General features: G+C 71.9%; 23 protein-coding genes. 11 read left to right on the top strand and 12 right to left on the bottom strand.

The annotated features are described in order from the left end of the window. Positions 1 to 663, top strand: coding sequence for a GNAT family N-acetyltransferase (locus M2283_RS27920; protein ID WP_280879170.1), 663 nt, complete (start codon positions 1 to 3; stop codon positions 661 to 663). Positions 664 to 668: 5 nt separating this feature from the next. Then, complete coding sequence (locus M2283_RS27915; protein ID WP_280879169.1) at positions 669 to 1,544, top strand: GNAT family N-acetyltransferase; 876 nt, start codon at positions 669 to 671, stop codon at positions 1,542 to 1,544. Positions 1,545 to 1,551: 7 nt separating this feature from the next. Here M2283_RS27915 and M2283_RS27910 read toward each other — a convergent pair whose 3' ends face one another. The 3 genes from M2283_RS27910 to M2283_RS27900 form a co-directional block, all read right to left on the bottom strand. Further along, positions 1,552 to 2,223 carry a pyridoxine/pyridoxamine 5'-phosphate oxidase gene (locus tag M2283_RS27910; protein WP_280879168.1) on the bottom strand — a complete coding sequence of 224 codons (672 nt, stop codon included), beginning with the start codon at positions 2,221 to 2,223 and terminating at the stop codon, positions 1,552 to 1,554. A 78-nt stretch (positions 2,224 to 2,301) separates the two neighbouring features. Continuing rightward, positions 2,302 to 2,727: a pyridoxamine 5'-phosphate oxidase family protein gene (locus M2283_RS27905; protein ID WP_280879450.1), complete on the bottom strand. Its 426-nt coding sequence runs from the start codon at positions 2,725 to 2,727 to the stop codon at positions 2,302 to 2,304. Between the two features lie 111 nt (positions 2,728 to 2,838). Further along, entirely contained in the window at positions 2,839 to 3,192 is a 354-nt protein-coding gene (locus M2283_RS27900) for a VOC family protein (protein WP_280879167.1), read from the bottom strand. 65 nt (positions 3,193 to 3,257) lie between these two features. Between M2283_RS27900 and M2283_RS27895 the strand changes: the two genes are divergently transcribed. Then, a complete protein-coding gene (locus M2283_RS27895; protein WP_280879166.1) occupies positions 3,258 to 4,661 on the top strand; it encodes a hypothetical protein in 1,404 nt (467 codons plus the stop codon). Positions 4,662 to 4,688: 27 nt separating this feature from the next. On the opposite strand, the gene M2283_RS27890 is transcribed toward M2283_RS27895, so the two are convergent. Next, positions 4,689 to 5,882, bottom strand: coding sequence for a thiolase C-terminal domain-containing protein (locus M2283_RS27890; RefSeq protein ID WP_280879165.1), 1,194 nt, complete (start codon positions 5,880 to 5,882; stop codon positions 4,689 to 4,691). A gap of 76 nt (positions 5,883 to 5,958) precedes the next feature. Here M2283_RS27890 and M2283_RS27885 point away from each other — a divergent pair, with 76 nt between their 5' ends. Further along, positions 5,959 to 7,146, top strand: coding sequence for an acyl-CoA dehydrogenase family protein (locus M2283_RS27885; protein WP_280879164.1), 1,188 nt, complete (start codon positions 5,959 to 5,961; stop codon positions 7,144 to 7,146). Then, on the top strand, positions 7,143 to 7,613 hold the full coding sequence (locus M2283_RS27880; protein WP_280879163.1) for a nitroreductase family deazaflavin-dependent oxidoreductase: 471 nt from the start codon (positions 7,143 to 7,145) through the stop codon (positions 7,611 to 7,613). Before M2283_RS27885 ends, M2283_RS27880 begins: the two co-directional genes overlap by 4 nt. A 103-nt stretch (positions 7,614 to 7,716) precedes the next feature. On the opposite strand, the gene M2283_RS27875 is transcribed toward M2283_RS27880, so the two are convergent. Continuing rightward, positions 7,717 to 8,352: a TetR family transcriptional regulator gene (locus M2283_RS27875; RefSeq protein ID WP_280879449.1), complete on the bottom strand. Its 636-nt coding sequence runs from the start codon at positions 8,350 to 8,352 to the stop codon at positions 7,717 to 7,719. 134 nt (positions 8,353 to 8,486) lie between these two features. On the opposite strand from M2283_RS27875, the gene M2283_RS27870 reads away from it, so the two are divergent. Together M2283_RS27870 and M2283_RS27865 are read left to right on the top strand one after the other, a co-directional pair. Then, positions 8,487 to 9,218 (top strand): VOC family protein, encoded by a 732-nt coding sequence (locus tag M2283_RS27870; protein WP_280879162.1) that lies wholly within the window; start codon positions 8,487 to 8,489, stop codon positions 9,216 to 9,218. A 202-nt stretch (positions 9,219 to 9,420) separates the two neighbouring features. Continuing rightward, complete coding sequence (locus M2283_RS27865) at positions 9,421 to 11,766, top strand: serine/threonine-protein kinase (RefSeq protein WP_280879161.1); 2,346 nt, start codon at positions 9,421 to 9,423, stop codon at positions 11,764 to 11,766. A 6-nt stretch (positions 11,767 to 11,772) separates the two neighbouring features. Here the strand turns inward: M2283_RS27865 and M2283_RS27860 are convergent, their stop codons facing one another. Genes M2283_RS27860 through M2283_RS27850 form a run of 3 tightly spaced genes read right to left on the bottom strand, consistent with a single transcriptional unit; the run spans position 11,773 to position 14,117 of the window. Further along, positions 11,773 to 12,549, bottom strand: a complete 777-nt coding sequence (locus M2283_RS27860; protein ID WP_280879160.1) for an enoyl-CoA hydratase/isomerase family protein — start codon at positions 12,547 to 12,549, stop codon at positions 11,773 to 11,775. Beyond that, positions 12,546 to 12,962, bottom strand: coding sequence for a Zn-ribbon domain-containing OB-fold protein (locus M2283_RS27855; RefSeq protein ID WP_280879159.1), 417 nt, complete (start codon positions 12,960 to 12,962; stop codon positions 12,546 to 12,548). Before M2283_RS27855 ends, M2283_RS27860 begins: the two co-directional genes overlap by 4 nt. 3 nt (positions 12,963 to 12,965) lie before the next feature. Next, a complete protein-coding gene (locus M2283_RS27850) occupies positions 12,966 to 14,117 on the bottom strand; it encodes a lipid-transfer protein (RefSeq protein WP_280879158.1) in 1,152 nt (383 codons plus the stop codon). Positions 14,118 to 14,257: 140 nt separating this feature from the next. Between M2283_RS27850 and M2283_RS27845 the strand changes: the two genes are divergently transcribed. Next, the gene (locus M2283_RS27845) at positions 14,258 to 15,826 is read left to right on the top strand and encodes a FadD3 family acyl-CoA ligase (RefSeq protein ID WP_280879157.1); all 1,569 of its coding nucleotides are present in this window, start codon (positions 14,258 to 14,260) and stop codon (positions 15,824 to 15,826) included. Between the two features lie 106 nt (positions 15,827 to 15,932). On the opposite strand, the gene M2283_RS27840 is transcribed toward M2283_RS27845, so the two are convergent. After that, positions 15,933 to 16,118: a hypothetical protein gene (locus M2283_RS27840; RefSeq protein ID WP_280879156.1), complete on the bottom strand. Its 186-nt coding sequence runs from the start codon at positions 16,116 to 16,118 to the stop codon at positions 15,933 to 15,935. A gap of 240 nt (positions 16,119 to 16,358) precedes the next feature. Further along, positions 16,359 to 19,337, bottom strand: coding sequence for an AfsR/SARP family transcriptional regulator (locus M2283_RS27835; protein WP_280879155.1), 2,979 nt, complete (start codon positions 19,335 to 19,337; stop codon positions 16,359 to 16,361). 209 nt (positions 19,338 to 19,546) lie between these two features. Here M2283_RS27835 and M2283_RS27830 point away from each other — a divergent pair, with 209 nt between their 5' ends. The 3 genes from M2283_RS27830 to M2283_RS27820 all read left to right on the top strand — a co-directional run bounded on the left by M2283_RS27830 (position 19,547) and on the right by M2283_RS27820 (position 22,437). Continuing rightward, the gene (locus M2283_RS27830) at positions 19,547 to 20,782 is read left to right on the top strand and encodes an amidohydrolase family protein (protein ID WP_280879154.1); all 1,236 of its coding nucleotides are present in this window, start codon (positions 19,547 to 19,549) and stop codon (positions 20,780 to 20,782) included. Continuing rightward, positions 20,779 to 21,702 (top strand): LLM class F420-dependent oxidoreductase, encoded by a 924-nt coding sequence (locus M2283_RS27825; protein ID WP_280879153.1) that lies wholly within the window; start codon positions 20,779 to 20,781, stop codon positions 21,700 to 21,702. Before M2283_RS27830 ends, M2283_RS27825 begins: the two co-directional genes overlap by 4 nt. An 84-nt stretch (positions 21,703 to 21,786) precedes the next feature. Then, positions 21,787 to 22,437 (top strand): response regulator transcription factor, encoded by a 651-nt coding sequence (locus M2283_RS27820; RefSeq protein WP_280879152.1) that lies wholly within the window; start codon positions 21,787 to 21,789, stop codon positions 22,435 to 22,437. A gap of 19 nt (positions 22,438 to 22,456) precedes the next feature. On the opposite strand, the gene M2283_RS27815 is transcribed toward M2283_RS27820, so the two are convergent. Together M2283_RS27815 and M2283_RS27810 are read right to left on the bottom strand one after the other, a co-directional pair. After that, positions 22,457 to 23,248 (bottom strand): hypothetical protein, encoded by a 792-nt coding sequence (locus M2283_RS27815; protein ID WP_280879151.1) that lies wholly within the window; start codon positions 23,246 to 23,248, stop codon positions 22,457 to 22,459. Positions 23,249 to 23,310: 62 nt separating this feature from the next. Beyond that, positions 23,311 to 24,045, bottom strand: coding sequence for a hypothetical protein (locus tag M2283_RS27810; RefSeq protein ID WP_280879150.1), 735 nt, complete (start codon positions 24,043 to 24,045; stop codon positions 23,311 to 23,313). Between the last annotated feature and the right edge of the window lie 4 nt (positions 24,046 to 24,049).

The raw sequence follows: 24,049 nt of genomic DNA, 5'->3' as shown, positions 1-24,049 counted from the left end.
ATGTCCCACGCAGACGCCAAGCACGTGACAGACCCCTCCACCTCCCCGTCCCCCGCTGCCTCGCCCTTCCCCGACCTGCAAGGCCAAGGCCTCCGCCTGCGCCAGTGGGACGCGGACTCGGACGCCGACGCCGAGGACTGGCTGCGCGGGGTCACGGACCCGGAGTTCCAGCGCTGGAACACTCCGCTCACGCTGATCACCGACCTGGACGGCGCCCGCGCGGTGCTGCGCGAGCGGGTCCGGCAGGCGGCGGAGGGCGCGATGGCGTCGTACCGCATCACGGACGAGTCGAGCGGTACGACGCTGGGGCACATCAGCGTCAACGCCATCAGCCATGTCTTCAGCAACGCCCACGTCGGCTACTGGGTCCTGCCCGAGGCGCGCGGCCAGGGCGTCGCCACCCGCGCCCTGCGCCTGGTCGCCCACTGGGCGCTCACCGACCTCGGCCTGCACCGCCTCGACCTGGGCCACGCGCTGGGCCACGACGCCTCCTGCCACATCGCCGAACAGTGCGGCTTCCGCTACGAAGGCACCCTGCGCGGCGCGATGTTCGAGGCGGGCCGACACGACGCGTTCCGCGACAACCACCTGCACGGGCGGCTGGCTACGGACCCGGAAACCCCGTGGACGGGAGGCGCCGATCGCCCACCCGCAGGACCATGAAGGGCATGCGGCCCGATGACTGGTACCCCACGGACGACCTCGACGTCTTCCTCTCCCACGCCGGAGACTTCCTGCGCTCGCGCCCCGACCTGCACACCCTCGACCTGACCGCGACAGACGGCCTGCGCACCGGCGGACCGCGGGTCCACGGCCCGGACGCCCCGTACTTCGGCGCGCTGGAGCGGGACGGGACCGTGCGTGCGGCCTGCTTCCAGACCCCGCCGTACGGGCTGCGCGTCACCCCGGTCACCGCCGAGGAGGCCGACTCCCTCGCCGTGCACCTCGTCGGACTCGGCCGGCCGGTCCCCGGTGTGGGCGCGGAACGCGACAGCGCCGCCGCCTTCGCCGAGGCCTGGCAGCGGTACACGGGCGCGACGGCCGTACTGCACGATCGGCACCAGCTGTACCGGCTCGGCACGCTGACAGCGCCGGAGCCGCTGCCGGAGGGGCGGCCGAGGGTCGCCGGCGAGCGGGACCGGGAGCTGCTGGCGCGCTGGTACGGCGAGTTCACCGAGGCCGTCAGTCAGCCCGGTGGCGAAGGTGGCGGCTCCTGGGCCGACGGGCGCCTCGCCTACGGTGGCGTCACGCTCTGGGAGGCCCCCGACGGCACCCCCGTCGCCATGGCGGGCCGTACGCCCCTGGTCGCCGGCCAGATCCGGGTGGCGCACGTGTACACCCCGGCCCACCTGCGCGGCCGGGGCTACGCCGGTGCCGTCACCGCGGAGATCAGCCGGACCGCGCGGGAAGGCGGCGCCGACGAGGTACTGCTCTTCACGGACCTGGCCAACCCGACCAGCAACGCGCTGTACCAGCGGATCGGGTACCGGCCGGTGGCCGACTTCGCGATCTACGACTTCACGGATGCGGACGCCATGGCATGAGGGCGAGCTACGGCCACAGCAGCTCGCGCACCCAACCCCCGTCCTCCCAGCGGTAGTTCACCCGCACATGCCGCCGACGCTCGTCCCCCTGGAAGAACTCCACCGCGTCCGGCCGCAGTCGGTACAGCGTCCAGGACGTCACCGGGGCGTCCGGCTCCCGCTGGGCCCGTTCCCACGCGGCCCGCGACTCCGTTGCCAACTCCTCCAGGGAGCCCAGGACTTCGCTCTGGTGGCCGGTCAGGGCGGCTGCCAGGGCGCCGGTGGAGCGGGCGTGGAGGTCGGCCTGGGCGTCGCCGGACGGGGCCGCGGTCACCGGGCCGCGGATCCGGACCTGGCGGCCCAGCAGCGGCCAGTAGAAGGCGAGGGCGGCGTGTGGGTGGGCGGTCAGGTGGGTGCCCTTGCGGCTGGTCGCGTGGGTGGCGAAGGACCAGCCGTCCTCGTCCGCTCCGTGCAGCATGACGATGCGGACGTCCGGGTGGCCGGCGGCGTCCGAGGTGGCCAGGGACATGGTGTGCGGCTCCGGCTGACCCGCCGCGACCGCCTCCGCGAACCACTCCGTGAAGAGGGCGAGCGGGGTCGCGGGGGTCGTCGCCGGGTCGAGGGGCGGCAGCGAGGTGACCTCCGGGTCCCACACCCGCAGTGACCTCAGCAGCTCGTGAAGATCCGTTTCCGTTCCCATGCGGGGATTGTCCCGCGGATCACCGTGTCAGACCGATCCCGGGGGCAGGCCGATCTCAGCGTCAGACCGAACCCGGTGTCAGACCGACCCCAGGTCCGACGACAGCCATCGCTCCGGGCGCATCCGGACCAGCACCTGCTCGCCGTGGTTCTTCGAGGCGAACTCGACGTAGCCCTCGACCTTCTCGGCGGGCAGATAGCGCGCGCTCATCTCCCGCAGATGGTCGATCGTGGAGGGCTCGGTCGCGATCACCGGGCCCTCCACCGACACGTACCGGATCGTGGGCTCAAGGCGGTCGATCATCAGGGAGAAACGCCCCGCCGCCTGGATCAGCTCGTTCTTACGGGAGTTCAGCGCGGTCATGATCCAGACGGTGCCGTCGGACTCGTACTGGTACCAGATCGGCACGGTGAGCGGGGCCCGCCCCGCCCCGGCGTCCACCGCGAACGCGGCGACGTGCGGCTCGGCCAGGAACTGTTCGCGCTCTTCGCGGTTGAGTGCCATGCGGTATTCCTCCAGCGGCTCGGCGTCGTCGAAGTACATCCGTACAACGAGGGCCGAGCAGGCCCGTGTTCCCTCCGCCGTGTCCCCTTCTACGTCCCTCTCCGTGTCGCCTTACTGGCGGCGCCGGCCGAGGATGCAGAACTCGTTGCCCTCGGGGTCCGCCAGGACGACCCACGACTGATCGCCCTGGCCGATGTCCACGCGCTGTGCGCCGTGCGCCTCCAGACGGGCCACCTCGGCGTCCTGGTCGTCGGGCCGGAAGTCGAGATGCAGCCGGCTCTTGGCCTTCTTGATCTCGTCGATCCGGACGAACTCCAACCCCGGCAGGCGATCCGGCGCCGGGCGGATCTCGAACTCGTCGTCGGAGGAGTGGACGACAACCCAACCGAGAGCGTCGGCCCACCACTGTCCCAGGGCCGCCGGGTCGAGCGAGTGAACGATTACCTGTTCCCATTCCAAGGTCATCCGGGGAGCTTAGACCGGCCAGGGCTTCGGAGAACAGGACCGCACCAGCCGCGTACGCTGCACCGATGACGGCGCCCGTGAGGAAGATATGTGGCTGGACCGGTGGCGTCCTGGCCTTGTCGCTCCTGCTGGTCGGCCTCAACTGGTGGAGCACCGGCGACCCGTTCGGCAGCGCCGACGCGCGGACGCTCGACGCGCCCGACGTCTACTACCTGCGGCCACACGGCGATTCGGCCGGTGCCGCCGACCAGCGGGCCCTGCTGGTGGAGGCGAAGGGCGGGTCCGTGGAGACCAGGGGCCGGCACCGGATGACCGCGGATGTGGAGCCGGGCTCCGCGGACGTCGTCCAACTCAACAAGCACGGGCCCGACTGCACCCGCACCCGCGCTCGCACCCACGTCACCTGCCAGGTCACCGGCGGCTCCCTCAACCACGTGGCCGACGCCCGCGTCTTCGCCCTCGCCGCGCAGGGCAGTCACGTCGGTGACGTGGGGTACGTCCGCTTCACGTTCACGAAGGTGGACGGCAGGAAGCTCACCGCGCGCACCAAGGTCGTCGTCGGGGAGCCGGTCGTCGAGATCGGGAAGACCGGGCCCGTGCGGGCGGTACGGCCGGGAGCGGTCGTGACCACGCCGTTCGTCGTGCGCAACAGCGGGGAGCGTACGGTCCAGGGGCTCGGCATCCGACTCGGCTCGGGGCAGATGGAGTTCACCGAGCGGTACGCCAACTGCCGTTACCCCGGTACCTCTCACCACACCGCCGTCTGCCGCTTCCCCGACCTGCGGATCGGGCCCGGCGAGACCGTCGTCCTGGTCCCGGGGACCCGACCGGGGTTCACGATGCGCGCCGCCAAGACGCAGATGTACGACGTCGTCACGCAGGCCGCCTGGCCCCTGGACGTCGGCCCGGGCGAGGGCGGCGACTGGCTGAACAGCGGCGACCACGGCGACGGGCCGGCCCTCACCCCCGAGTTCGGCCCCGCCCAGGGCGTCCGCGCCTTCGCCCAGGGCGAGTTGCGCACCTCCGTCGGCCTCGGCATCCGCTCCGACTACGCGGTCTCCGCCGGTGCCCTGCGCGGCGCCCCAGGCACCGAACAGCCCCTCCGACTGACCGTCCGCAACGACGGCCCCGGCGACCCCGGCAACGCGGCCGGCCTGGTCTTCACCCCGCCCCCGGGCGTCAAGGTGCTGAAGCAGCCCATGGAGGAGATCGACGAGGACTCCTACGAGCCCTACTGCGAGTACGAGGGCGGCGCCTACACCTGCCTGATCGGCGAGCTGGCCCCCGGCTCGACCCGCACCTTCGAGTTCACCCTGCGCCTCGGCGTACCGGGCACGGGCGGCAGCGTACGCATAACGGACAACAAGCCCAACCTCTCCGACCCGCCCGACCAGTTGGACCACCTCGGCCGCCAGGACCCCGACCCGACCGACGACCGGGCCGCCGTCACCGTCACCGCCCTCGACTGACCCGCCCTCCGGCTCATTTGGGCCACCTCACCTGCCCAACACCACCGTCCCCGCCGAACAGAACCACCCCCCGGTCCCACTCGCCACCCCCAGCCGAGCCACCTCCCCGTCCCGCCCCCGCACCTGCCGCGCCCCCGCCTCCCCCCGCAACTGCCGCACCGCCTCCACCAGCAGGAACAGCCCCCGCATCCCCGGGTGTTGGGCCGACAGCCCACCCCCGTCCGTGTTCACCGGCAACTCCCCACCCTCCACCCGCAGTCGCCCCTTCTCCACGAACGCCCCGCCCTCGCCCTTCGCGCAGAAGCCGAGATCCTCCAGCGTCACCAGGGTCATGTAGGTGAAGGCGTCGTAGAGCTGGGCGAAGTCCATCTCCGCCGGTCCGACCCCGGCCCGCTCGAAGGCCAGCCGGCCGCTCACCGCCGCCGGCGACACCGTGAAGTCGGGCCACTCGGACATCGCGGAGTGCGAGACGTGCTCCCCGGTGCCGAGCACCCACACGGGCGCGGTACGGCAGTCCCGTACGTACTCCTCGGCCGCCAGCAGCACCGCCGCGCCGCCGTCGGAGCGGATGCAGCAGTGCAGCTTGGTGAAGGGGTCGGCGATCATCGGGCCGTCGAGGACGTCGTCCACCGTGATGGGGGTGCGGAACATGGCGTCGGGGTTCAGCGCCGCGTTCGCCCGGGCCTGGACCGCCACCTCCGCCAACTGCTCGATCGTCGTACCGAATTCGATCATGTGGCGACGGGCCGCCATCGCGTACTTGGCGATCAGCGTGTGGCCGTAGGGGACTTCGAACTGGAGCGGGCCGCGCGCGCCGAAGGAGAGGTTCCCGGTGCGGCGGCCCGCCTTGATGTCCGCTCGGGCCGTCGAGCCGTAGACGAGGAGGACGGCGTTCGCGTGTCCGGCGGTGATCGCGTCGACCGCGTGGGCCGTCATGACCTCCCAGGTGGAGCCGCCGACCGCCGTCGAGTCGACCCAGGTGGGGCGCAGGCCCAGGTACTCGGCCACCTCGACCGGCGGGAGAGTGCCCAGGCCCGCCGAGGCGAAGCCGTCGACGTGCCGGCGGTCCAGGCCCGCGTCCGCCAGCGCGCGGCGGGCCGCCTGGGCGTGCAGCGCGTACGGCGTCGCCTCGTCGACCCGGCCGCAGTCGGACAGGGCCACGCCCACCACGGCGACCTTCCGGCTCCCCGATGTCCCGACTGATGTCCCGACCGGTGTCATGAGGCGCCGCCTTCCTCTGTGCATATCGTTCCCGGACTCCTAATATGACGGACCGTCAGATCCGGAGGGAAGTGCCATGGACGCGAGCTTCACCGCCGAACAGGACGAGATCCGCCGTACCCTGCGCGAACTACTCAACAAGCGCTGTGGATACGAGGAGTTGCGGGCCGCCGTCGACCTGCCCCTCGGCCACGACCCCGCCCTGTGGACCGCCCTGGCGCGGCAGCTCGGGCTGCCCGGGCTCGCCCTTCCCGAGGCGTACGGCGGTGTCGGCTGCTCCGCCACCGAACTCGTCCTCGCCTGCGAGGAGACGGGTCGGTCTCTTGCCCCCTCGCCGTTGCTCGCCAGTGCCGTGCTCGCCGCGCCCCTCGTCCTCGCCCTCGGTACCGACGCCCAGCGTGCCGATCTGCTGCCCCGCCTCGCCACCGGTGACCTCACCGCCGCCCTCGCCGTCCCCGGCACCGCCCTGGCCACCGCCCTCGCCCTGACCGGCGACAACGGCGGCGAGTGGGCCGGCGGCGGTAGGGCGGGCGGGGTGCAGGCGCGGCGGGTGGGGGAGGGGTGGAGGTTGTACGGGCAGGCCGATCAGGTGTTGGACGGGCACAGTGCGCGGCTGCTTGTGGTCGCCGCGCACGCCGGGGGGTTCGCCCGGTCCCGGACGCTGTTCTTCCTGGTGGAGGGGGAGGCCGACGGGCTGGTGCGGGCCAGGCAGACCACCCTGGACGCCACCCGGCCGCAGGCCCGCGTCCAACTGCGGGATGTGGACGCCGAATTGTTGGGGGAGGAGGACGGGCACGGTGTCCTCGGCGCGCTCTCCACCGTCGGTGACCTGGCCGCCGCCGCGCTCGCCTGCGAGGCCGTCGGAGCCGCCGACCGGGCGTTGGAGCGGACGGTCGAATACGTGAAGCAGCGGGAGCAGTTCGGGCGGGCGATCGGGTCCTTCCAGGCGGTCAAGCATCGGCTGGCCGACGTGTATGTGCAGGTCCAGGCCGCCCGTTCGGCGGCGTACTACGCGGCCTGGGCGACCGTGCACGGGGAGCGGGTCGGTGGGGTCGCCCTCGCGCAGGCCCTGGAGGCGCTGCGGGACTCGGCCGCCGAGGGGATCCAGCTGCACGGCGGCATCGGGTTCACCTGGGAGCACGAGGCCCACCTGTACTTCAAGCGGGCCTGCGGCGACGAGCTGCTGTTCGGGCCGGTGCACCGGCTGCGGGCGCACGCGGCGGACGCGGCGCGGCTCTTCCTGGATGCGGAGGTCACGGTGTGATCGGCGAACGAGTGGTCCAGAAGGTCTCGTCGACGCGGGGGTTCGCGAAGGTCGCCCCGCATGTGATTCCCGCCCTCGACCGTGCCGTGCACCGGCTGACCAGGGGAAAGGTGCTGCTCAGCGCGCAGATGCTGCCGGGCGTGATCCTGACCTCGACGGGCGCCAGGAGCGGGCAGGTCCGGCGTACGCCGCTGGCCTGTATGCCGGAGGACGGCGGCCGGAGCTGGATCCTGGTCGGCTCCAACTTCGGCCGTACCGGCCACCCCGCCTGGACCCACAACCTGCTCGCCCACCCCGACGCCGAGATCAGCTGGAAGGGTACGGACATCCCGGTCACGGCCCGGCTCCTCGCGGGGGAGGAACGGGCGGCCGTGTGGAAGACGGCACTCGCCTTCTGGCCGCCCTACGCCACGTATCAGAAACGGCTGGCGCGGGAGATCCGGCTCTTCAGGATCGTACGAAAGTGATCGTCCGCGCCAAAGGCGTCCGCACGCGCGGCAGGCGGTGGTCCACCGGGGTGGACCACCGCCTGTCAGACAGGACTTGAGCCGGAGTACTGGTTACCGAGTACTACTTGGTCGGCTTCTTGCCGGTCACGCCGAGGTGCACCAAGAGCGCCAGGTTCGGCTTGAGTTCGGCCTGCTTGACGCCCCAGGTCTGAAAGCCCTTCTGGTGCGAGGCGACGGCCGCGAGCATCGCGACCAGTGAACCGGCGATCGCCGCCGGGTTCACGTCCTTGTCGACCTTGCCCTTGGACTGCAACTCGGCCACCGCGTCCGAGAGGGAGTTGTTCACGGAGTTCAGGATCTTCATCCGGATCTTGTAGAACCGTTTGTCGCCCTCGGCGGCACCGAGGTCGACGACCCTGAGGATCGCGTCGTTCCTGCGCCAGAACTCCAGGAAGCCGTCCACGAGTTCCTGCGAGGTCTGCCAACCTGCCTTGCCGACCCATGACCGGCCGGCGAGCAGCTCGGTCAACTGGCCGCCCTCGGTGGCCATTTGCTCGGCGATCTCCAGGACGGCGCCTTCGACGTCCGGGAAGTACTGGTAGAAGGTCGCGGGCGAAGTACCCGCCTTCCGGGCGACATCGATGACTTTGACGTCCCGGTAAGGGGAGGAGCTGAGCATCTCGCTTAGGCAGTCGAGCAGCTTCTGCCGGGTCGCCTGCCCACGCCGACCGGCCACACGGCCGTCGACGGTACGCACTTGTCCTGTCATGCCGTCAGCTTACCGAGGGGTGATCGGAGCGCGATTCGGCCGACTGCAAATGGGGTGCGCGGGTGCTCAGAGACGGGTGTGCCTGGTCTGCGGGGTGCGTGAGTCGCCGTTAGCTTGGCGGTATGGCCGAAAACAGGGCATCCGCGTACGGAGAGGGCGTCCCCTGCTGGGTGGACGCGCAGCTTCCCGACGTCGAGGCGGGCAAGCGGTTCTACGGTGGGCTCTTCGGGTGGACCTTCGAGGCGGCGTACGGCGGATCCGTGTGGGCCCGCCAGGACGGGGAGCCCGTCGCCGCGCTCGCGCACAAGACGGACGGCCGGATGCCCACCGTCTGGACGGTGTACTTCGCCACCCCGGACGCGGAGGCCCTGGCCGACCGGGTCTGGGCGGCCGGCGGCCAGGTCGTCACCGCGCCCCTGCCGGTCGCCGAACTGGGCACGACGGCGCTGGTCACCGACCCGGAGGGGGCCGTCTTCGGGCTCTGGGAGCCGGCCGGCCACCCCGGCTTCGGGCGCCGGTACGAGCCGGGCACCTTCGCCTGGGCCGAGCTGTACGCCCGGGACACCGAGCACGCGAACGACTTCTACGGCGGCCTCTTCCACGACGCCCTCTTCGGGCCGGACGCCGAGCCCGACTTCGGCCGCGCGGCCGTCTCCGACGTCTTCCCGGCCGAGATGCCGCCCCATTTCCTGGTCCACTTCGCCGTCGAGGCCTGCGTGGCGGCGGTCGGGAGCGTGCAGCGGCTCGGCGGGCGGGTGCAGGCTCCGCCATTCGAGACGTCGTACGGAAAGGTGGCGGTCGTCACCGACAATCAAGGGGCGTCGTTCGCGCTCCTGGAGCGGCTTCGGGGGTAGGCGGGGGACAGATCAGGGGTGGATCGGGAATGGATCATGCCGTTTTGGCGCGAGACATCCCGATATGTTCCCGGGTTCGCAACCTGTGGCCGAGACAGGAAGAATCAGGGTGCGTGCCGCCATGGCGGTGCGGTGGTGAGACGCTGCACGGGGTCGCGTACATATGTGGGTGGCGCGGCCCGTACGGGGAGGTGGCAGGCAAGTGGTGGATCAGCTGACGCAGCACGATCCGCGGCGGATCGGGCCGTTCGAGGTGCTGGGACGGCTGGGCGCGGGCGGCATGGGGCTGGTCTATCTCGCGCGCTCGGCGTCCGGCCGGCGCGTGGCGATCAAGACGGTCCGCACGGAGCTCGCGGAGGACCAGCTCTTCCGCGTCCGCTTCACGCGTGAGGTGGAGGCGGCCCGGGCGGTCTCCGGCTTCTACACGGCGGCCGTGGTCGACGCCGATCCCCGCGCCGCCGTGCCCTGGCTGGCCACCGCGTACGTTCCCGCGCCCTCGCTCGAAGAGATAGTGAACGAGTGCGGGCCGATGCCGGCCCAGGCGGTGCGCTGGCTCGCGGCGGGTGTCGCGGAGGCGCTGCAGTCCATCCACGGCGCCGGGCTCGTGCACCGGGACCTGAAACCCTCCAACGTCCTCGTCGTCGAGGACGGCCCCCGGGTGATCGACTTCGGTATCGCCTCCGGCGTATCGAACACCCGTTTGACGATGACGAACGTGGCGGTGGGCACGCCGGCCTACATGTCTCCCGAGCAGGCGAAGGACTCGCGCAGCGTCACCGGCGCGAGTGACGTCTTCTCGCTCGGCTCGATGCTGGTCTTCGCCGCCACCGGGCATCCGCCCTTCCACGGGGCCAATCCGGTCGAGACGGTCTTCATGCTGCTGCGCGAGGGCCCGGACCTGGAGGGGCTGCCCGCCGAGCTGCGCCCGCTCATCGAGTCCTGCATGCAGATGGAGGCCACCGGCCGGCCCAACCCGGCCGACCTCCAGTCCCAGCTCGCCCCGCACCTCTTCGGCTCCGGCTCCGACGACAGCGGCACGGCCTCCGCCTGGCTGCCCGAGCGTGCCGTCGGCCTGATCGAGGCCCGCCGCAACGGACGCCCGCCGGCCAAGCCGGGACCCGGCGGTCCCGGCGGCGGCCGCAGTGGCGGACGCGGCGCCCTGCCTCCCCCGCCCCCGCACGACCCGGTGATCCCGGCGCCGGTCGGCGCCCCCGACGCCGGTCCGGTCCGGCTGGCCGGCGCCCAGGTGCCCATCGGCCCCGGGCCCCGCGTCTCCGACGTCCGCGCCGCCGCCGTACAGGCCCCGCGCCCCGAGACCGCTCTGGCCGCCTCCTGGGCCAAGGCCCGCCCCGGCCTCAACGGCGCCGACCCCGGCGTGGGCGTACCCGCCCCGCCGCCCGTGCCGCCGGAGACCGCGAGCGGCTGGCGACCCTGGCGGTTCCGTATGTCGAACGACGTCTGGGGTACCCCCTCGGTCTCCGACGCGCTCGTCTACGTCACCTCCTTCGAGGTGCACGCCCTGGACGTGGCCACCGGCCGGCGCAGCTTCAAGACGCGGGACGTGGCCTGGTCGATGGCGGTCGCCGACGGCCGGATCCACGCCTCCGACGGGCCCACCCTCTTCGCCCTGGACGCCCGCGAGGGCGCCGACCTGTGGCGGCTGTCCCTGGACGCCTGGGTGTACTCCCTCAAGGCCGACCGGGGCACGGTCGTCACCGGCACCCGCGGCGGCGGCGTCCAGACCTGGGAGGCCTCGAACGGACAGAAACTCTGGGAGCTCAGCGGCTGTCAGACGGACTTCGAGTCCCCGGAGGCCGGCCCCGCCGTCCACGAGGGCACGGTGTTCGTCTGGCAGGACGCCCGGCTGCGCGCCCTGGACGCCCGCACGGGCGACGAGCGCTGGTCCTACCCGATCGGCGACGCGGCCTCCTGCGGCGGGGTGCCGGTCCGGCTGACGTACGCGCCCGACGGCTACCTGTACGCCTGCGCCGGCACCCGGGTGCTGGCCATCGACGTGGCGAGCGGCCGGGTGAAGTGGCACTTCGAGGCCCCCGCGGCCTTCCTGTGCGCGCCCACCTTCGCGCCGGGACCGGCCGTCACCGGCGGCGGCATCTACCTCGCCGACTACCTCGGCACGGTCTACGCCCTCGACGCCACCGACGGCCGCGACCGCTGGCGCATCGCCACCGAGTCCCGGGCCTCCATCGAGCCGGTGCTGGTGGCCGCGGGCCATGTCCACGTGGGCAGCGGCAAGGGCCTCTACACCCTGGACGCGGTCACCGGGACACCCAAATGGCGGTTCCAGGCGGGCGGCGACATCGTGGGCGCCCCCGCGGTCGCCGAGGGCCGGATCCACTTCGGCTCCACCGACCACCTCCTCTACACCCTCAAGGCCGACGACGGCCGTCTGCGCTGGAAGCTCGCCACCGGCGGCGAGATCACCGGTTCCCCGGTGGTGAAGGACGGGGTCGTGTACGCGTGCAGCAAGGACCGCTGCGTGTACGCACTGGACGCGGAGAAGGGCACGGGGACCGCGCGAACGTCGTAGTCGGTGTCAGCGGGTGCGGAACTCCCTGGCGCGGTGGGCGAACAGCTCCGCCTGGCGTTCGTCCGGCAGGTTCCCGAGCGAGACCAGATGCGGCGCCTGCGCGAACCCGGCCGCGACGGCACTCTCCCGCGCCGCCCATAGCGCCCGCACGGTCCCCTGGACGCCCTCGGGCGGATACCCGGCGAGCACGGTCGCGCACGCCGTCGCCGCCGCCAACGCCCCGCCGGGCTCGGTCAGTTCGGAGACCAGACCGATGTCGTACGCCCGCTGCGCCCCGATCCGCTCGGCCGTCCCCATCAGCATCATCCGCGCGACCTCCCCGTACGGCATCCGCTGCGCCATCAGCACCGACTCGTACGCGCTGACCATGCCGTACGTGGTGTGCGGATCGAAGAAGCTCGCGCTCGGCTCGGCGACCAGGAACTCCGACTCCCCGAGCAGGTAGAACGCGCCCCCGCAGGCCATGCCCCGCACGGCGGCGACGACCGGCTTCCACAGGTCGTTGGCCTTCGGGCCGACGCGCAGCAGCGGATCGTCCGCCATGTACGGCGAGTTCGGCTGCGGCACGACGGCGTCCCGGTCCAGCCCGGTGCAGAAGGCCCGCTCGCCGCTGCCGGTGAGGACCACCGCACGCACCGAGTCGTCGAACCGCAACTCCCCCCAGACCCGCTGGAGTTCGTCCCGCATGGCCAGGTCGATGGCGTTGAGCCGCTCGGGCCGGTCGAGCGTGACGACGGCGACCCCGGTGTCCTTGTCGGCACTGACCCGCACAGTGCTGCTCATGCCCGCTCCAGAACCCACTGCGGCAGCCCGGCCGCGTCGAACACGACCTGCACCCGCGCCCCGATCCGGATCCGCTCCGGCGGCACCGAGTCGAGCCGCGCCCCCGCCTCCGCGACCAGGTTGCCGACCAGCCGGATCCGCGGGTGCTCGACGAGTTCGACGACGATCACGTTGTACGGCGCCTGCTCGGCGTAGTCCGGCAGCAGCGGGGGGTGGGGGACGACGTAGGACCAGATGCGGCCGTGGCCCGAGACCTGGCGCCACTCGCTCGCGAAGGACCGGCAGTGCGGGCAGCAGGGGCGGGGCGGGAAGCGCGGTTCGGCGCAGTCGGCGCAGGTCTGGACGCGGAGTTCGCCCTGGGCCGCGTACTGCCAGAAGGGGGCGCCGTCGGCGTCGGTGACCGGACTCAGCATGGGTCAGCTCCTGTTGGTGAGCAGCAGCGCGGAGGTCGGGACGCCCTCGCCGGCGGTGACGAGACAGGTGGCGGCGCCCGGGACCTGGGCGGTGCTGGTGCCGCGGAGCTGTTTGACGCCCTCGTTGATGAGGTTGAAGCCGTGCACATAGGCCTCGCTGAGGCCGCCGCCGCCGGTGTTGAGCGGCAGCCGGCCGCCGATCTCCAGGGCGCCCTGCTCGGTGAACGCCCCGCCCTCGCCGCGCCCGCAGAAGCCGTAGCCCTCCAGGGAGAGCGGGACGAGCGCGCTGAACGCGTCGTAGATCTGGGCGACATCGACGTCCTGGGGCGTGAAGTCGGAGTGTTTCCACAGGTGTCGGGCGGCGGACCAGGCGGGGCCGGTGAGCGGGTCGTCGTTCCAGTAGTTGACCATCCCGTGGTGCTGGGCGGGCAGGCCCTGTGCGGCGGAGTGGACGAGGACGGGGGCCTGTCTGCAGTCCCGCGCCCGGTCCCGGCTGACGATCACGCAGGCCAACGCGCCGTCCGTCTCAAGGCAGTTGTCGAAGAGGCACAGGGGCTCGCTGATCCAGCGGGAGGTCATGTACATCTCGCGGGTCAGGGGGCGCTCGTACATGATCGCGGCCGGGTTCTGGTTGGCCCGGTTGCGGCAGGCGAGGGCGACGTTGAAGAGGTGGTCGCGGGTGGCGCCGTACTCGTGCAGGTAGCGGCGGGTGAGCATGGCGATCTCGTCGGCGGGGCGGAGCAGGCCGAAGGGACGGGTCCACTGGGCGGGGGTGGGGAGTTGGCGGGTGGTGTTGGACCAGGGGCGCGGTCCGCTGCCCCGCTTGCGGGACCGCCAGGCGACGCCCACGGTGGCCTGCCCGGTGGCGATCGCGCCGGCGAGGTGCGCGACCGTGGCGCACGAACCCCCGCCGCCGTAGCCGACCTTGCTGAAGAAGGTGAGGTCGCCGAAGCCGACGGCCTTGGCCAGCTCGACCTCGTCGGTCTCCTCCATCGTGTACGAGGCGAGCGCGTCCACCTCGCCGGGGGCGATGCCCGCGTCGTCGAGCGCGGCGAGCACGGCCCGGCAGGCCAGGGCCCGTTCGTCCTCGGCGAGGTGTTTCGCGAACGGGGTCTGGCCGATGCCGACGATCGCCGTGGCGTCCTTGATGGTCACGCTGCACGCACCTCCGCACCTTGTGAGGCCTGCTGACAGCCCGTCAGGCTACAGCTAATCTGACGGGTAGTCAGCTAATGCGTCCGGTGATTGATGTTCAGCGATCGATGTCCGGCGATCGATGTTCGGGGAGGCCGATTGTGGAGTGGCGCAGCATCCCGGAGCTGGTCCGTGCGGCGGCGGAGCGGTACGCGGACACCGAGGCGGTGGTGGACGGGCGGACCCGCGTCTCGTACGCCGAGTTGGGCGCGCGGGTGGAGCGGGCGGCGGCCGCCTGCGTGGCGAACGGAGTGGCGCCGGGCGACCGGGTCGGCATCTGGGCGCCCAACTCCCTCGACTGGATGGTCGCGGCGCTCGGCGCGGTCTCGGCCGGTGGGGTGCTGGTCCCGCTCAACACCCGCTTCAAGGGCACGGAGGCGACGGACGTGCTGCGCCGCAGCGGGACGCGGCTGCTGTTCGTGACCGGCACGTTCCTCGGCACCTCGTACGTGGCGGCGCTGCGGCGGGCGGCGGGGGACGGCGCGGGGGACGGGCCGCTGCCGGGGCTGCCGGCGCTGGAGCAGGTGGTGGTCCTCTCGGACGACGCGCCCGCCGACTTCCGGTCCTGGAAGGACTTCCTGGCGAGCGGGGACGCGGTGCCGGAGGCCGAAGTCGCCGCCCGCGCCTCGGCGTTGGACGGCTCGACGCCGTCGGACATCGTCTTCACGTCCGGCACCACGGGCCGTCCCAAGGGCGCGGTCATCACGCACGCGCAGACGCTGCGGGGCTACGAGATCTGGAGCGAACTGGCGGGCCTGCGGCACGGCGACCGCTATCTGATCGTGAACCCGTTCTTCCACACCTTCGGCTACAAGGCCGGGGTGATCGCCTGCCTCATGCGGGGCGCCACGATGATCCCGCAGCCGGTCTTCGACATCGACACGGTGCTGGCGAACATCGCCTCGGAGCGGGTGTCGGTCCTCCCGGGCCCGCCCACGTTGCACCAGTCGTTGCTGGACCACCCGGCCCGCGACACCCACGACCTGTCGGCCCTGCGCCTGGTGGTGACCGGCGCGGCGGTGGTCCCGCTGCGCCTGGTGGAGCGCCTGCGCGGCGAACTCGGCGTCGGCACCGTCCTCACCGCCTACGGCCTGTCCGAGGCGAGCGGCATCGTCACGATGTGCCGCCGCGGCGACCCGCCCGAGGTGATCGCCTCGACCTCGGGCCGCGCGATCCCCGGCACGGAGGTGAAGGTGGACGCGCCCCCCGGCGAACCCGGCGAGATCCTGGTCCGCGGCTTCAACGTCATGCGCGGCTACTACGAGGACGAGGCGGCGACCGCCGAGGCCGTGACGCCGGACGGCTGGCTGCGAACGGGCGACGTCGGCGTCCTCGACGGTGCCGGCAACCTCCGTATCACCGACCGGATCAAGGACATGTTCATCGTCGGCGGCTTCAACGCGTACCCGGCGGAGATAGAGCAACTCCTCGGCCTGCACCCGGATGTGGCCGACGTGGCGGTGATCGGCACCCCGGACGCGCGGCTCGGCGAGGTCGGCAGGGCGTATGTCGTGCGCCGCGCGGGAGCCGTCACCACGGGCGAGGACCTGATCGCATGGGCCCGCCGGGAGATGGCGAACTACAAGGTGCCGCGGTCGGTGGAGTTCGTGGCCGGGCTGCCGCGGAACGCGAGCGGGAAGGTACTCAAGAGGGAGTTGCGGGCGCGCTAGAGCCTTTGCGTCGGCCAGGCCCTGGCCAAGGCGCCCGGACATGCCTTGGCCGCGGCGACTCCCCCTCGGTGCCGCCGCGGCCGTCCCCCGTGTCGGTGGGCCCGGTTCAGGCCTTCTCGTCCGTCGCGTGGTTGTCGAGCGGGGTCACGGTGCCGCCCGTCGCGTGGTTGTCGAGGACGGTGAGCTCCTCGTCGGTCGCGTGGTTGTCGAGCGTGGTGACGACGACGTTCTCGACATCCGTGGCGTGGTTGTCGAGCGGCTTCACCACAGGGTCCTTCTTGGCATCGCTCATGGACTTGCAACTCCCGTTAAGTGATGGGCGATGCCCGCCCAGCGACTCCCCCGAGGCTCGCCGGGCGGGCATATCAGGGTCATTCACCCTAGCGGCGTCGATCACCGCTGACCCGTCTGCCCCCCGACGCGACGGATCGATGAGGCAACAGTGCACCGCCGCGATAAACGAACGATGAACGGCCCTCCGAAATCCCGAACAGGCCCTGCCCGGCGGCCCCGAGCAGGACCCCTGGGGGGCCTACACGGTGGTCGCCGAACTCAGCAGCGCCCGCACATCCGCTGCCTCCGGGGAGTTCAGCTGGTCGAAGATGGCGAGGGACTCCTGCCAGCAGGCGCGGGCCCGGCCGGTCTGGCCCAGGGTGCTCAGCGCGCGGCCCAGGACGGTGAGGACGTTGCCGCGGCGCCACTCGCCGCCGATGCCGCGCAGGACGGCGAGGGCCTGTTCGGCCAGGGCCGCCGCGTCGGCCGAGCGGTGGTCGGCGAGGCGGGCCTCCGAGAGCCGGAAGAGGGTCATGCCCTCCCAGAGGCGTTGCCTGCTGTCCCGGAAGACCTCCAGGGCCTCGGTGAGACTGTCGACGGCGGCGTCGAGCTGCCGCTGCCCGGTGAGCGCGAGCCCCAGCGCGTAACGGCCGTTGGCGCCGCGCAGGGTGTGCCCCAGACGGTCGTAGATGACGATGCCCTGCTGCGCGAGCTCCACCGCGCTGGTCACCTGGCCCATGGCCAGATGGATACGGGAGAGGTTGCACAGGGCGCTCGCCTCGCCGGCGAGGTTCTGGTCCAGCCGGAAGCTCTCGATGGCCTGACGCAGAAATGCCTCACCGTCGGCATGGCGGCCCTGGTACACCGCGATGACGCCCCGGTCGTTCGCGGCCCAGCTGCTGGGCGCCAGGTCGTCCGCGCGCTGGGCCAACTCCATGGCCCGGCGCGCCTGTTCGTCGGCCTGGTCGAAACGGCCCGCCACCAGATGGACGTTGGTGAGGGTGGTCAGCGCCCGGCTCCAGGCCCGCGGGTCGTCCACCCGCTCGGCCGCGTCCCGCAGGACGACCGCCGCGGCCTCGTACTGCCGGGCGTTGGCCCCCGACTCGGCCAGGTCCTTCGCCGCCCACAGGAGATCCACCGCGCGCCGCAGCGTGGCGCCCTTCGCACACTGCCGGACGAACGCGAGCAGCGAGTGCGCCTCCGCGAACAGCCAGTCCAGCGCCTGATGCCGGTCGTCGAAGACCAGGCCCGGATACCGGGTCGCCTCCAGATGCGCCACCAGCCGGTCGCCCGGCCGCTCGATCGCGTACACCCCGGCCGCCGTCGCCAGGTAGAAGTCCAGCAGCCGCGACAGCGCCGCATCCCTCCCCCACTGCCCGAAAGGCGCGGGAGGTGCCCCCACGCTCGGCGGCAGTTCGTCCCGCTCGGCGCACGCACGCGCGTAGAGCCGTACGAGATCGTGGTAGCGGTAGCGGCCCGGAGCCGCCGACTCCAGCAGGGAGGTGTCGACGAGGGACTCCAGCAGGTCCTCCGTCTCCTCCACCGGGAGGTTCAGTACGGCCGCGGCGGCGGCCAGCGAGATGTCCGGGCCGTCGGCCAGGCCCAGCAGGCGGAAGGCGCGGGCCTGGGCCGGCTCCAGCTGGCCGTAGCCGAGTTCGAAGGTCGCCTTCACCGCCAGGTCACCGGCCTGGAGTTCGTCGAGGCGGCGCCGCTCGTCCGCGAGCTTGGCCGCCAGCACCGACACCGTCCAGGTCCGGCGAGCCGCCAGCCGCGAGGCCGCGATGCGCAGGGCCAGCGGCAGGAACCCGCAGGCCGCGACCACGTCCAGGGCCGCCTCCCGCTCCGCGGCCACCCGCTCCTCGCCCACGATCTTCGTGAACAGGGACAGTGCCTCGTCCGGGGACATCACGTCCAGGTCGACGAGATGGGCCCCGGCGAGATCGACCATCCGCACCCGGGCCGTGACCAGCGCCGCGCAGCCCGCCGTGCCCGGCAGCAGCGGACGAACCTGGGCCGCGTCCCGCGCGTTGTCCAGCAGGACCAGCACCCGGCGCCCGTCCAGGACGGACCGGTACAGCGCCGAGCGTTCCTCCAGGGTGGCCGGTATCGCCGAGTCCTGGGTGCCCAGGGCGCGCAGGAAGGAGCCGAGCACCGTCTCCGGTTCCGCGGGCCGCGGTCCGGCGCCCTGGAGGTCGACGTAGAGCTGTCCGTCCGGGAAGGCGGTCCGCGCCTCGTGGGCCACGTGCACGGCGAGGGTCGTCTTGCCGACACCGCCGATGCCCGCGAGCGCCGACACCGCCATCACCCGGCCCTCCGCCGAGGCCAGCACTTGGCCGAGTTCGGCGACGAAGGCCGAGCGGCCGGTGAAGTCCGGCACCGTGGCGGGGAGTTGGGCGGGCCGTACCGACGCTGTGGCGGGCTCCGGCTGCGGTGCCGACGGTTCGGCGAGGCCCGGGTCGGCCTGGAGGATCCGGTGCTGCAGCTCGCGCAGGCCGGGGCGGGGGTCGACGCCGAGTTCCTCGGCCAGCAGGCGGCGCGTGTCCGCGTACACCGCGAGGGCCTCCGCCTGCCGTCCGCTGCGGTACAGGGCCAGCATCAGCAGCTCGCGCAGCCGCTCCCGCAGGGGGTGCGCCGCGGTCAGCGCGGTCAACTCCGAGACCGCCTCCGCGTGGCAGCCCTGCTCCAGGTCCATGTCCAGCCGGGACTCGATGAGTTGCAGCCGCCACTCCTCCAACCTGACCCGCTGCGCCTCCGCGTACGGCCCCGGCACCCCCGCCAGCGCCTCCCCGTCCCACTGCGCAAGGGCCCGCCCCAGCACGTCCCGGGCATGGCACAGGTCCCCGGCGTTCTTCGCCTTCTCCGCCTCCGCCGCCAACTCCTGCGCCACCGCGAGGTCCAGCGCGCCCTCGCCGAGCCCGCGCACCGCGTAGCCGCCGGACTCGCTGACCAGGACCCCGGCGCCCAGCACCTTCCGCAGCCGGGAGGCGTACGTGCGCAGCGCGGCCAGCGCCTGCGACGGCGGCTCCTCGCCCCACAGGGCGTCGATCAGCTCGGCCGCGGTGGCCATCCGGCCCTCGCGCAGCAAAAGGGCCGCCAGCAGGGCGCGTTGCTGCGGGGAGCCGGTGGCCAGCTGTTCCTCGCCGCGCCGGGCGCGCACCGGGCCGAGCACACCGAAGTCCAGCGCCTCCGGGTCCGCGACATCGCGGCGCCTCTGCTCCGGTACTCGCGGTACGTCCATGGCCGTCCCCCTAGAGCCTGTCTTCAACCCCGTCAGTTTGCCTTGTTCATGGCGGATGCGTCAGCTGTGGAGGGCACGGTCACAGACAGCCGCGCGGGATATCACAAAGCCCTCACGCGCTCTTCGCACACATCCGCACAGAGCCGACCACCAAGAAGCCGCCACCCGCATAGCTGACGACCCGTCAGATCGGCGCTACCGTGGCCGCCATGGACACCCACGACACCGCCCAGGGCGACTTTCCCCTGATCATCTCCGTCGACGACCACACCGTGGAGCCGGCGAACGTCTGGCAGGACCGGCTCCCGAAGAAGTACCTCGACACCGGCCCCCGCATAGTCCGCGCCCCGCTGAAGGAAATGACGTTCCTCGGCGGCCGGTTCGCCCCCGTCATGGGCGAACCGGGGGACGACGGACCCATCGGCGACTGGTGGGTGTACGAGGACCTGCACCGCCCCCTGACCCGCCTCGACACCGCCGTCGGGTACAGCAGGGACGAGATCAAGCTGGAGGTCATCACCTACGAGCAGATGCGCCCCGGCTCCTTCGACGTCCCCCAGCGCCTGACCGACATGGACGTCAACCACGTCCAGTCCGCCGTCTGCTTCCCGACCTTCCCGCGCTTCTGCGGCCAGACCTTCACCGAGGCCGCCGACCACGAACTGGGCCTGCTCTGCGTCCGGGCCTACAACGACTGGATGGTGGAGGAGTGGTGCGGCCCCGCCGCGCAGGGCCGCCTGATCCCGCTCACCCTGATCCCGCTCTGGGACCCGGAGTTGGCCGCCGCCGAGGTCCGCCGCAACGCCGCCCGCGGAGTGCGTGCCGTCGCCTTCTCCGAGATACCCCCGCACCTGGGCCTGCCCTCCGTCCACACCGACGACTGGGACCCCTTCCTCGCCGCGTGCGACGAGACCGGCACGGTCGTCGCGATGCACATCGGCTCCAGCAGCCGGATGCCCTCCACCTCCAAGGACGCACCGCCCGCGGTCGGTTCGACCATCACCTTTGCCAACTGCTGCTTCTCGATGGTCGACTGGCTGATGAGCGGCAAGTTCGAGCGCTTCCCGAACCTCAAGGTCATGTACGCGGAGGGCCAGATCGGCTGGATCCCGTACATCCTGGAGCGCGCCGACGTGGTCTGGGAGGAGAACCGCGCCTGGGGCGGGGTCGCCGACAAGGTCCACCGCCCGCCGTCCGAGCTGTTCGCCGAGCACGTCTACGGCTGCTTCTTCGACGACGCCTTCGGCCTGAAGAACCTCGACTCCATCGGCGTCGCCAACGTCCTCTACGAGACCGACTACCCCCACTCCGACTCCACCTGGCCCAAGTCCCGCGAGGTCGGCGAGGCCCAGATGGGCCACCTGGCCCCGGACGTGGTGGAACGGATCGTGCGCACCAACGCCATCGACCTGCTCGGCCTCACCCCCGAGGGACTGTGGCGGTGACCGCCCCGGCGTACGGCATCCAACTGCCCGTACAGTCCCAGAGCACGATCTACGCCGAGCCCTGGGAGGCCGCGGCGGGCGTGGCCGACCTCGTCGAGATCGCCCGCGCCGCCGACCGCGCGGGCTTCGACTACATCGCGGGCTGCGACCACGTCGGCGTCCCGCGCCGCCTGGCCGCCGCCATGGGCACGACCTGGTACGACCCCGTGGCCACCCTCTCCTTCCTGGCCGGCGTGACCGAACGCGTCCGCCTGCTGAGCCACGTGGCGGTGGTCGGCCTGCGCCACCCCCTGGCGACCGCCAAGCAGTACGCCACCCTCGACCACCTCAGCGGCGGCCGGCTGATCCTCGGGGTCGGCGCCGGGCACGTACGGGAGGAGTTCGAGGCGCTGGGCGTCGACTTCGACCGGCGCGGACCGGTCCTCGACGAGTGCGTGGACGCCCTGCGCCAGGCGCTCGGCCCGGACGAGTTCCCCGAACACCACGGCAAGCTCTACGACTTCGAGGGCCTGGGCCAGCGCCCCCGCCCCGCCCAGCCACGCGTCCCCCTCTGGGTCGGCGGCTCCTCACCCGCCGCCGTCCGCCGCGCCGCGCTCAAGGGCGACGGCTGGCTGCCCCAGGGCGACCCGCGCGACCGCCTCCCCGCCCAGCTCGCCCGCATCCGCGAACTGCGCGAACGGGCGGGCATCGAGGGCCCGTTCACCATCGGCGCGATCACCGAACCGCTCTACGTCGGCACCGCCACCTGGGACGTCGGCCGCCGCACCCTGACCGGCCCACCGGACGCGCTCGCCGAGTCCCTGCGGGCGTACGGGGAGATGGGCGTGCACCAGATCCAGGTGCGCTTCCGCTGCCGCGACCGCACCGAACTCACCGACCAGATCACCGACTTCGGCACCGAGGTGGCGCCCCTGCTCTGACCACGTCCTGTTTGAACAGGTTCACGCCGAGCCGCGTATGTACGGACGTACGGACGTGATGGCTCCGGCGGAAGGACCCCCGAAGTGCGATCCCTCCAGCGGCTCTCCGTCGTACTGGCCTCCACCGGGGACTCCTGGCCGTATGACGACTGGCCGGCCCCGGACGACCCGTTCGTCAGCGGTGTGCGGCGTGTCCTCCCGCCCTACCCCGGGCTGAGCGAGACCACGGCGGACGTCGTCCTGCTGCGCTGCGAGGATCCGGCGGAGTCCTTTCCGGGACTGCTGGAGCACCTCGGCGCCCGGGGTGTTCCCGTGGTCGTCATCAGCCCGCGCCAGGACACCGAGACGGTGGTCGAGGTGTTCCGGGCCGGGGCGGGCTATCTGGTCGAGGGCGACTACTGCGACCAGGTGCTGTCCTCGGCGGCCATGGCCGCCTCCGTCGGGCACACCTACCTCTCGCCGTCCGCGTCCGCCGCCCTGCGGGAAGGAGCCCGGCGGATGGCCGCGGCCGACGGCGCGATGCAGCGGCTGCGCGGCCTGCTGTCGCCGCGCGAGCAGCAGATCATGGAGCTGCTGTCGACCGGCCTGGGCGCCCGGCAGATCGGCCTGCGGCTGCGGCTGAGCGAGAAGACCGTCCGCAACAACCTCAGCAACATCTACGCCAAGCTGGATGCCCGGAGCGGCACGGACGCGGTCCTGCGCTGGCTGGGGACCACACCCGTGCTTCGCACCTGAGAACCGGATCTTCCGAGGATCAGGGTGCCGGGACCTCCGTCAACGGTATGTCCACGTCGGTGACATTGGCGCCGCCCTCACCGAATCCGGGTTCCGAGCGGACGGCCTTCGTCGAGTTCTGGACACCGCTCGCCTCGGCGGTTCCGCATTTCACGTTCCGCAGCCAAAGCCGCCCGTCGGGCGTTCCGTTGTTGAGGATCTGCGGATAGAAGACGTGCACGGTCGCGGCGCCCTCGCTCGGCGAGAAGAACACCGTCCGACCGTCCTGCGCCTCCTTGTACGTGGCCTTGAGGAATCCGCTCACATCGGTGCGCTTGGCGGACCACATGAAGAAGGCGATGCTGTCCGTCTGCACGGTGTCCGTCCGGCTGAACGCCAGGGTGGTCGTCTTGTCGTCACGCGTGATGTTGATGGTCGACGTGCTGAACTCCAGGCCGACCTCGAAGAACGAGTTCCCGAGTTTCGTGCCGGCCTCGGTGGTGGACCCGTTCTCCAGCTGAATGGTCCGCGTCACCGACGCGCTCACATTGAAGGTCTTCGACGCGGTGCCCGTGGCACCGCAGTTGTCGGTCACCGCCGAGACGCGTTCATTGGGCCCGAGACTGTTCGCCTTGAACTGGACGTCGACGAACTCGCAGTCCGCCAGCCTGTCGGAGTCCGAGGCGCAGTCGGCGGTCACTTCGGAGGGGGTGGCGGCCCCCGCCTGGTTCATCAGCGGGACGATCACCGCGAGCGCCGCCACGGGGGCCAGGGCCAGGGTGATGCGCTTCTTCCTGCTCCGGTGGCTTCTGGTGCGGCCGGTCCGGGTCATGAATGTCTCCTGTGGGGGTGAAGAGGGTGCGAGCTGCGGTTACTTGATGCCTGGCCGGACGTTCAGCAGTCCTCCAGGACCGCCTTGGAGGTGCCGTCCACGACACCGGGGGCGCCGGCGGCGCCGGGCAGGATGACGGGACCCTCGACGACGTCCGGCGCCACGAAGTTCTGCTCGGGGGAAGGGTTCACGGCGAAGCTGCCGGGGTCGGCGTCGATGCGCACCCGCCATTCGCCGGTCATGCGCTGCAGCTTCGGCGTGAACTCCATGTGCAGCACCTTGCCCACCGGCACGTCCCGCGCTTCGGTGTCCCCGGCCGTCGCCGACTTCACGGTCATGTCGAGGGTGCCCGTGTGCTTGACCCAGGACCCGCTCAGAAACCCGAAGAGGCCTCCGCCGCCGCCCTGTTGGGTGGAGACGTACTTGCCCTGCCCCTGGGCCGAGGTCGACGACCAGGTGAGGGAGACCTTGGCCGGTTGGGTGGCGTTCGGCTCGCAGTTGGGGAAGTCGATGGACGCCTTTTCGGTGGGCCCGTCGAAGGTCTCGAAATTCGTCTCGACGAAATCGCAGTTGTCGGCCTGGAAACCGTCCGCGAAGGCGCCGCCGAAATCCTCCACCGACCGCTGTTCGCCATTGATCACCGCGGATCTCTCGCACATGGTCATGATCTGGTCCGGCGTCTTCGCGTCGGCCGCGTTCGCCTGCGGCAGCAGGGCGACGACGGCGCCACCGGTGGCGAGCGCCGCACCGATCGCCACATACCTGACTTTCCTGTTGCGTGATCTCCGCTTTGCCATACCC

Source organism: Streptomyces pseudovenezuelae, from assembly GCF_029892565.1.
GTDB lineage: Bacteria > Actinomycetota > Actinomycetes > Streptomycetales > Streptomycetaceae > Streptomyces > Streptomyces pseudovenezuelae_A.
Note: the sequence above shows the minus strand (reverse complement) of the source record. Positions and strands in the feature narration are given on the sequence as shown.

Excerpts from the sequence above, each read along its gene's own strand:
- M2283_RS27920 (WP_280879170.1), top strand. The coding sequence starts at position 1 with ATGTCCCACGCAGACGCCAAGCACGTGACAGACCCCTCCACCTCCCCG.
- M2283_RS27915 (WP_280879169.1), top strand. The coding sequence starts at position 669 with ATGCGGCCCGATGACTGGTACCCCACGGACGACCTCGACGTCTTCCTC.
- M2283_RS27910 (WP_280879168.1), bottom strand. The coding sequence starts at position 2,223 with ATGGGAACGGAAACGGATCTTCACGAGCTGCTGAGGTCACTGCGGGTG.
- M2283_RS27905 (WP_280879450.1), bottom strand. The coding sequence starts at position 2,727 with ATGGCACTCAACCGCGAAGAGCGCGAACAGTTCCTGGCCGAGCCGCAC.
- M2283_RS27900 (WP_280879167.1), bottom strand. The coding sequence starts at position 3,192 with ATGACCTTGGAATGGGAACAGGTAATCGTTCACTCGCTCGACCCGGCG.
- M2283_RS27895 (WP_280879166.1), top strand. The coding sequence starts at position 3,258 with ATGACGGCGCCCGTGAGGAAGATATGTGGCTGGACCGGTGGCGTCCTG.
- M2283_RS27890 (WP_280879165.1), bottom strand. The coding sequence starts at position 5,882 with ATGACACCGGTCGGGACATCAGTCGGGACATCGGGGAGCCGGAAGGTC.
- M2283_RS27885 (WP_280879164.1), top strand. The coding sequence starts at position 5,959 with ATGGACGCGAGCTTCACCGCCGAACAGGACGAGATCCGCCGTACCCTG.
- M2283_RS27870 (WP_280879162.1), top strand. The coding sequence starts at position 8,487 with ATGGCCGAAAACAGGGCATCCGCGTACGGAGAGGGCGTCCCCTGCTGG.
- M2283_RS27860 (WP_280879160.1), bottom strand. The coding sequence starts at position 12,549 with ATGAGCAGCACTGTGCGGGTCAGTGCCGACAAGGACACCGGGGTCGCC.
- M2283_RS27855 (WP_280879159.1), bottom strand. The coding sequence starts at position 12,962 with ATGCTGAGTCCGGTCACCGACGCCGACGGCGCCCCCTTCTGGCAGTAC.
- M2283_RS27840 (WP_280879156.1), bottom strand. The coding sequence starts at position 16,118 with ATGAGCGATGCCAAGAAGGACCCTGTGGTGAAGCCGCTCGACAACCAC.
- M2283_RS27835 (WP_280879155.1), bottom strand. The coding sequence starts at position 19,337 with ATGGACGTACCGCGAGTACCGGAGCAGAGGCGCCGCGATGTCGCGGAC.
- M2283_RS27830 (WP_280879154.1), top strand. The coding sequence starts at position 19,547 with ATGGACACCCACGACACCGCCCAGGGCGACTTTCCCCTGATCATCTCC.
- M2283_RS27815 (WP_280879151.1), bottom strand. The coding sequence starts at position 23,248 with ATGACCCGGACCGGCCGCACCAGAAGCCACCGGAGCAGGAAGAAGCGC.
- M2283_RS27810 (WP_280879150.1), bottom strand. The coding sequence starts at position 24,045 with ATGGCAAAGCGGAGATCACGCAACAGGAAAGTCAGGTATGTGGCGATC.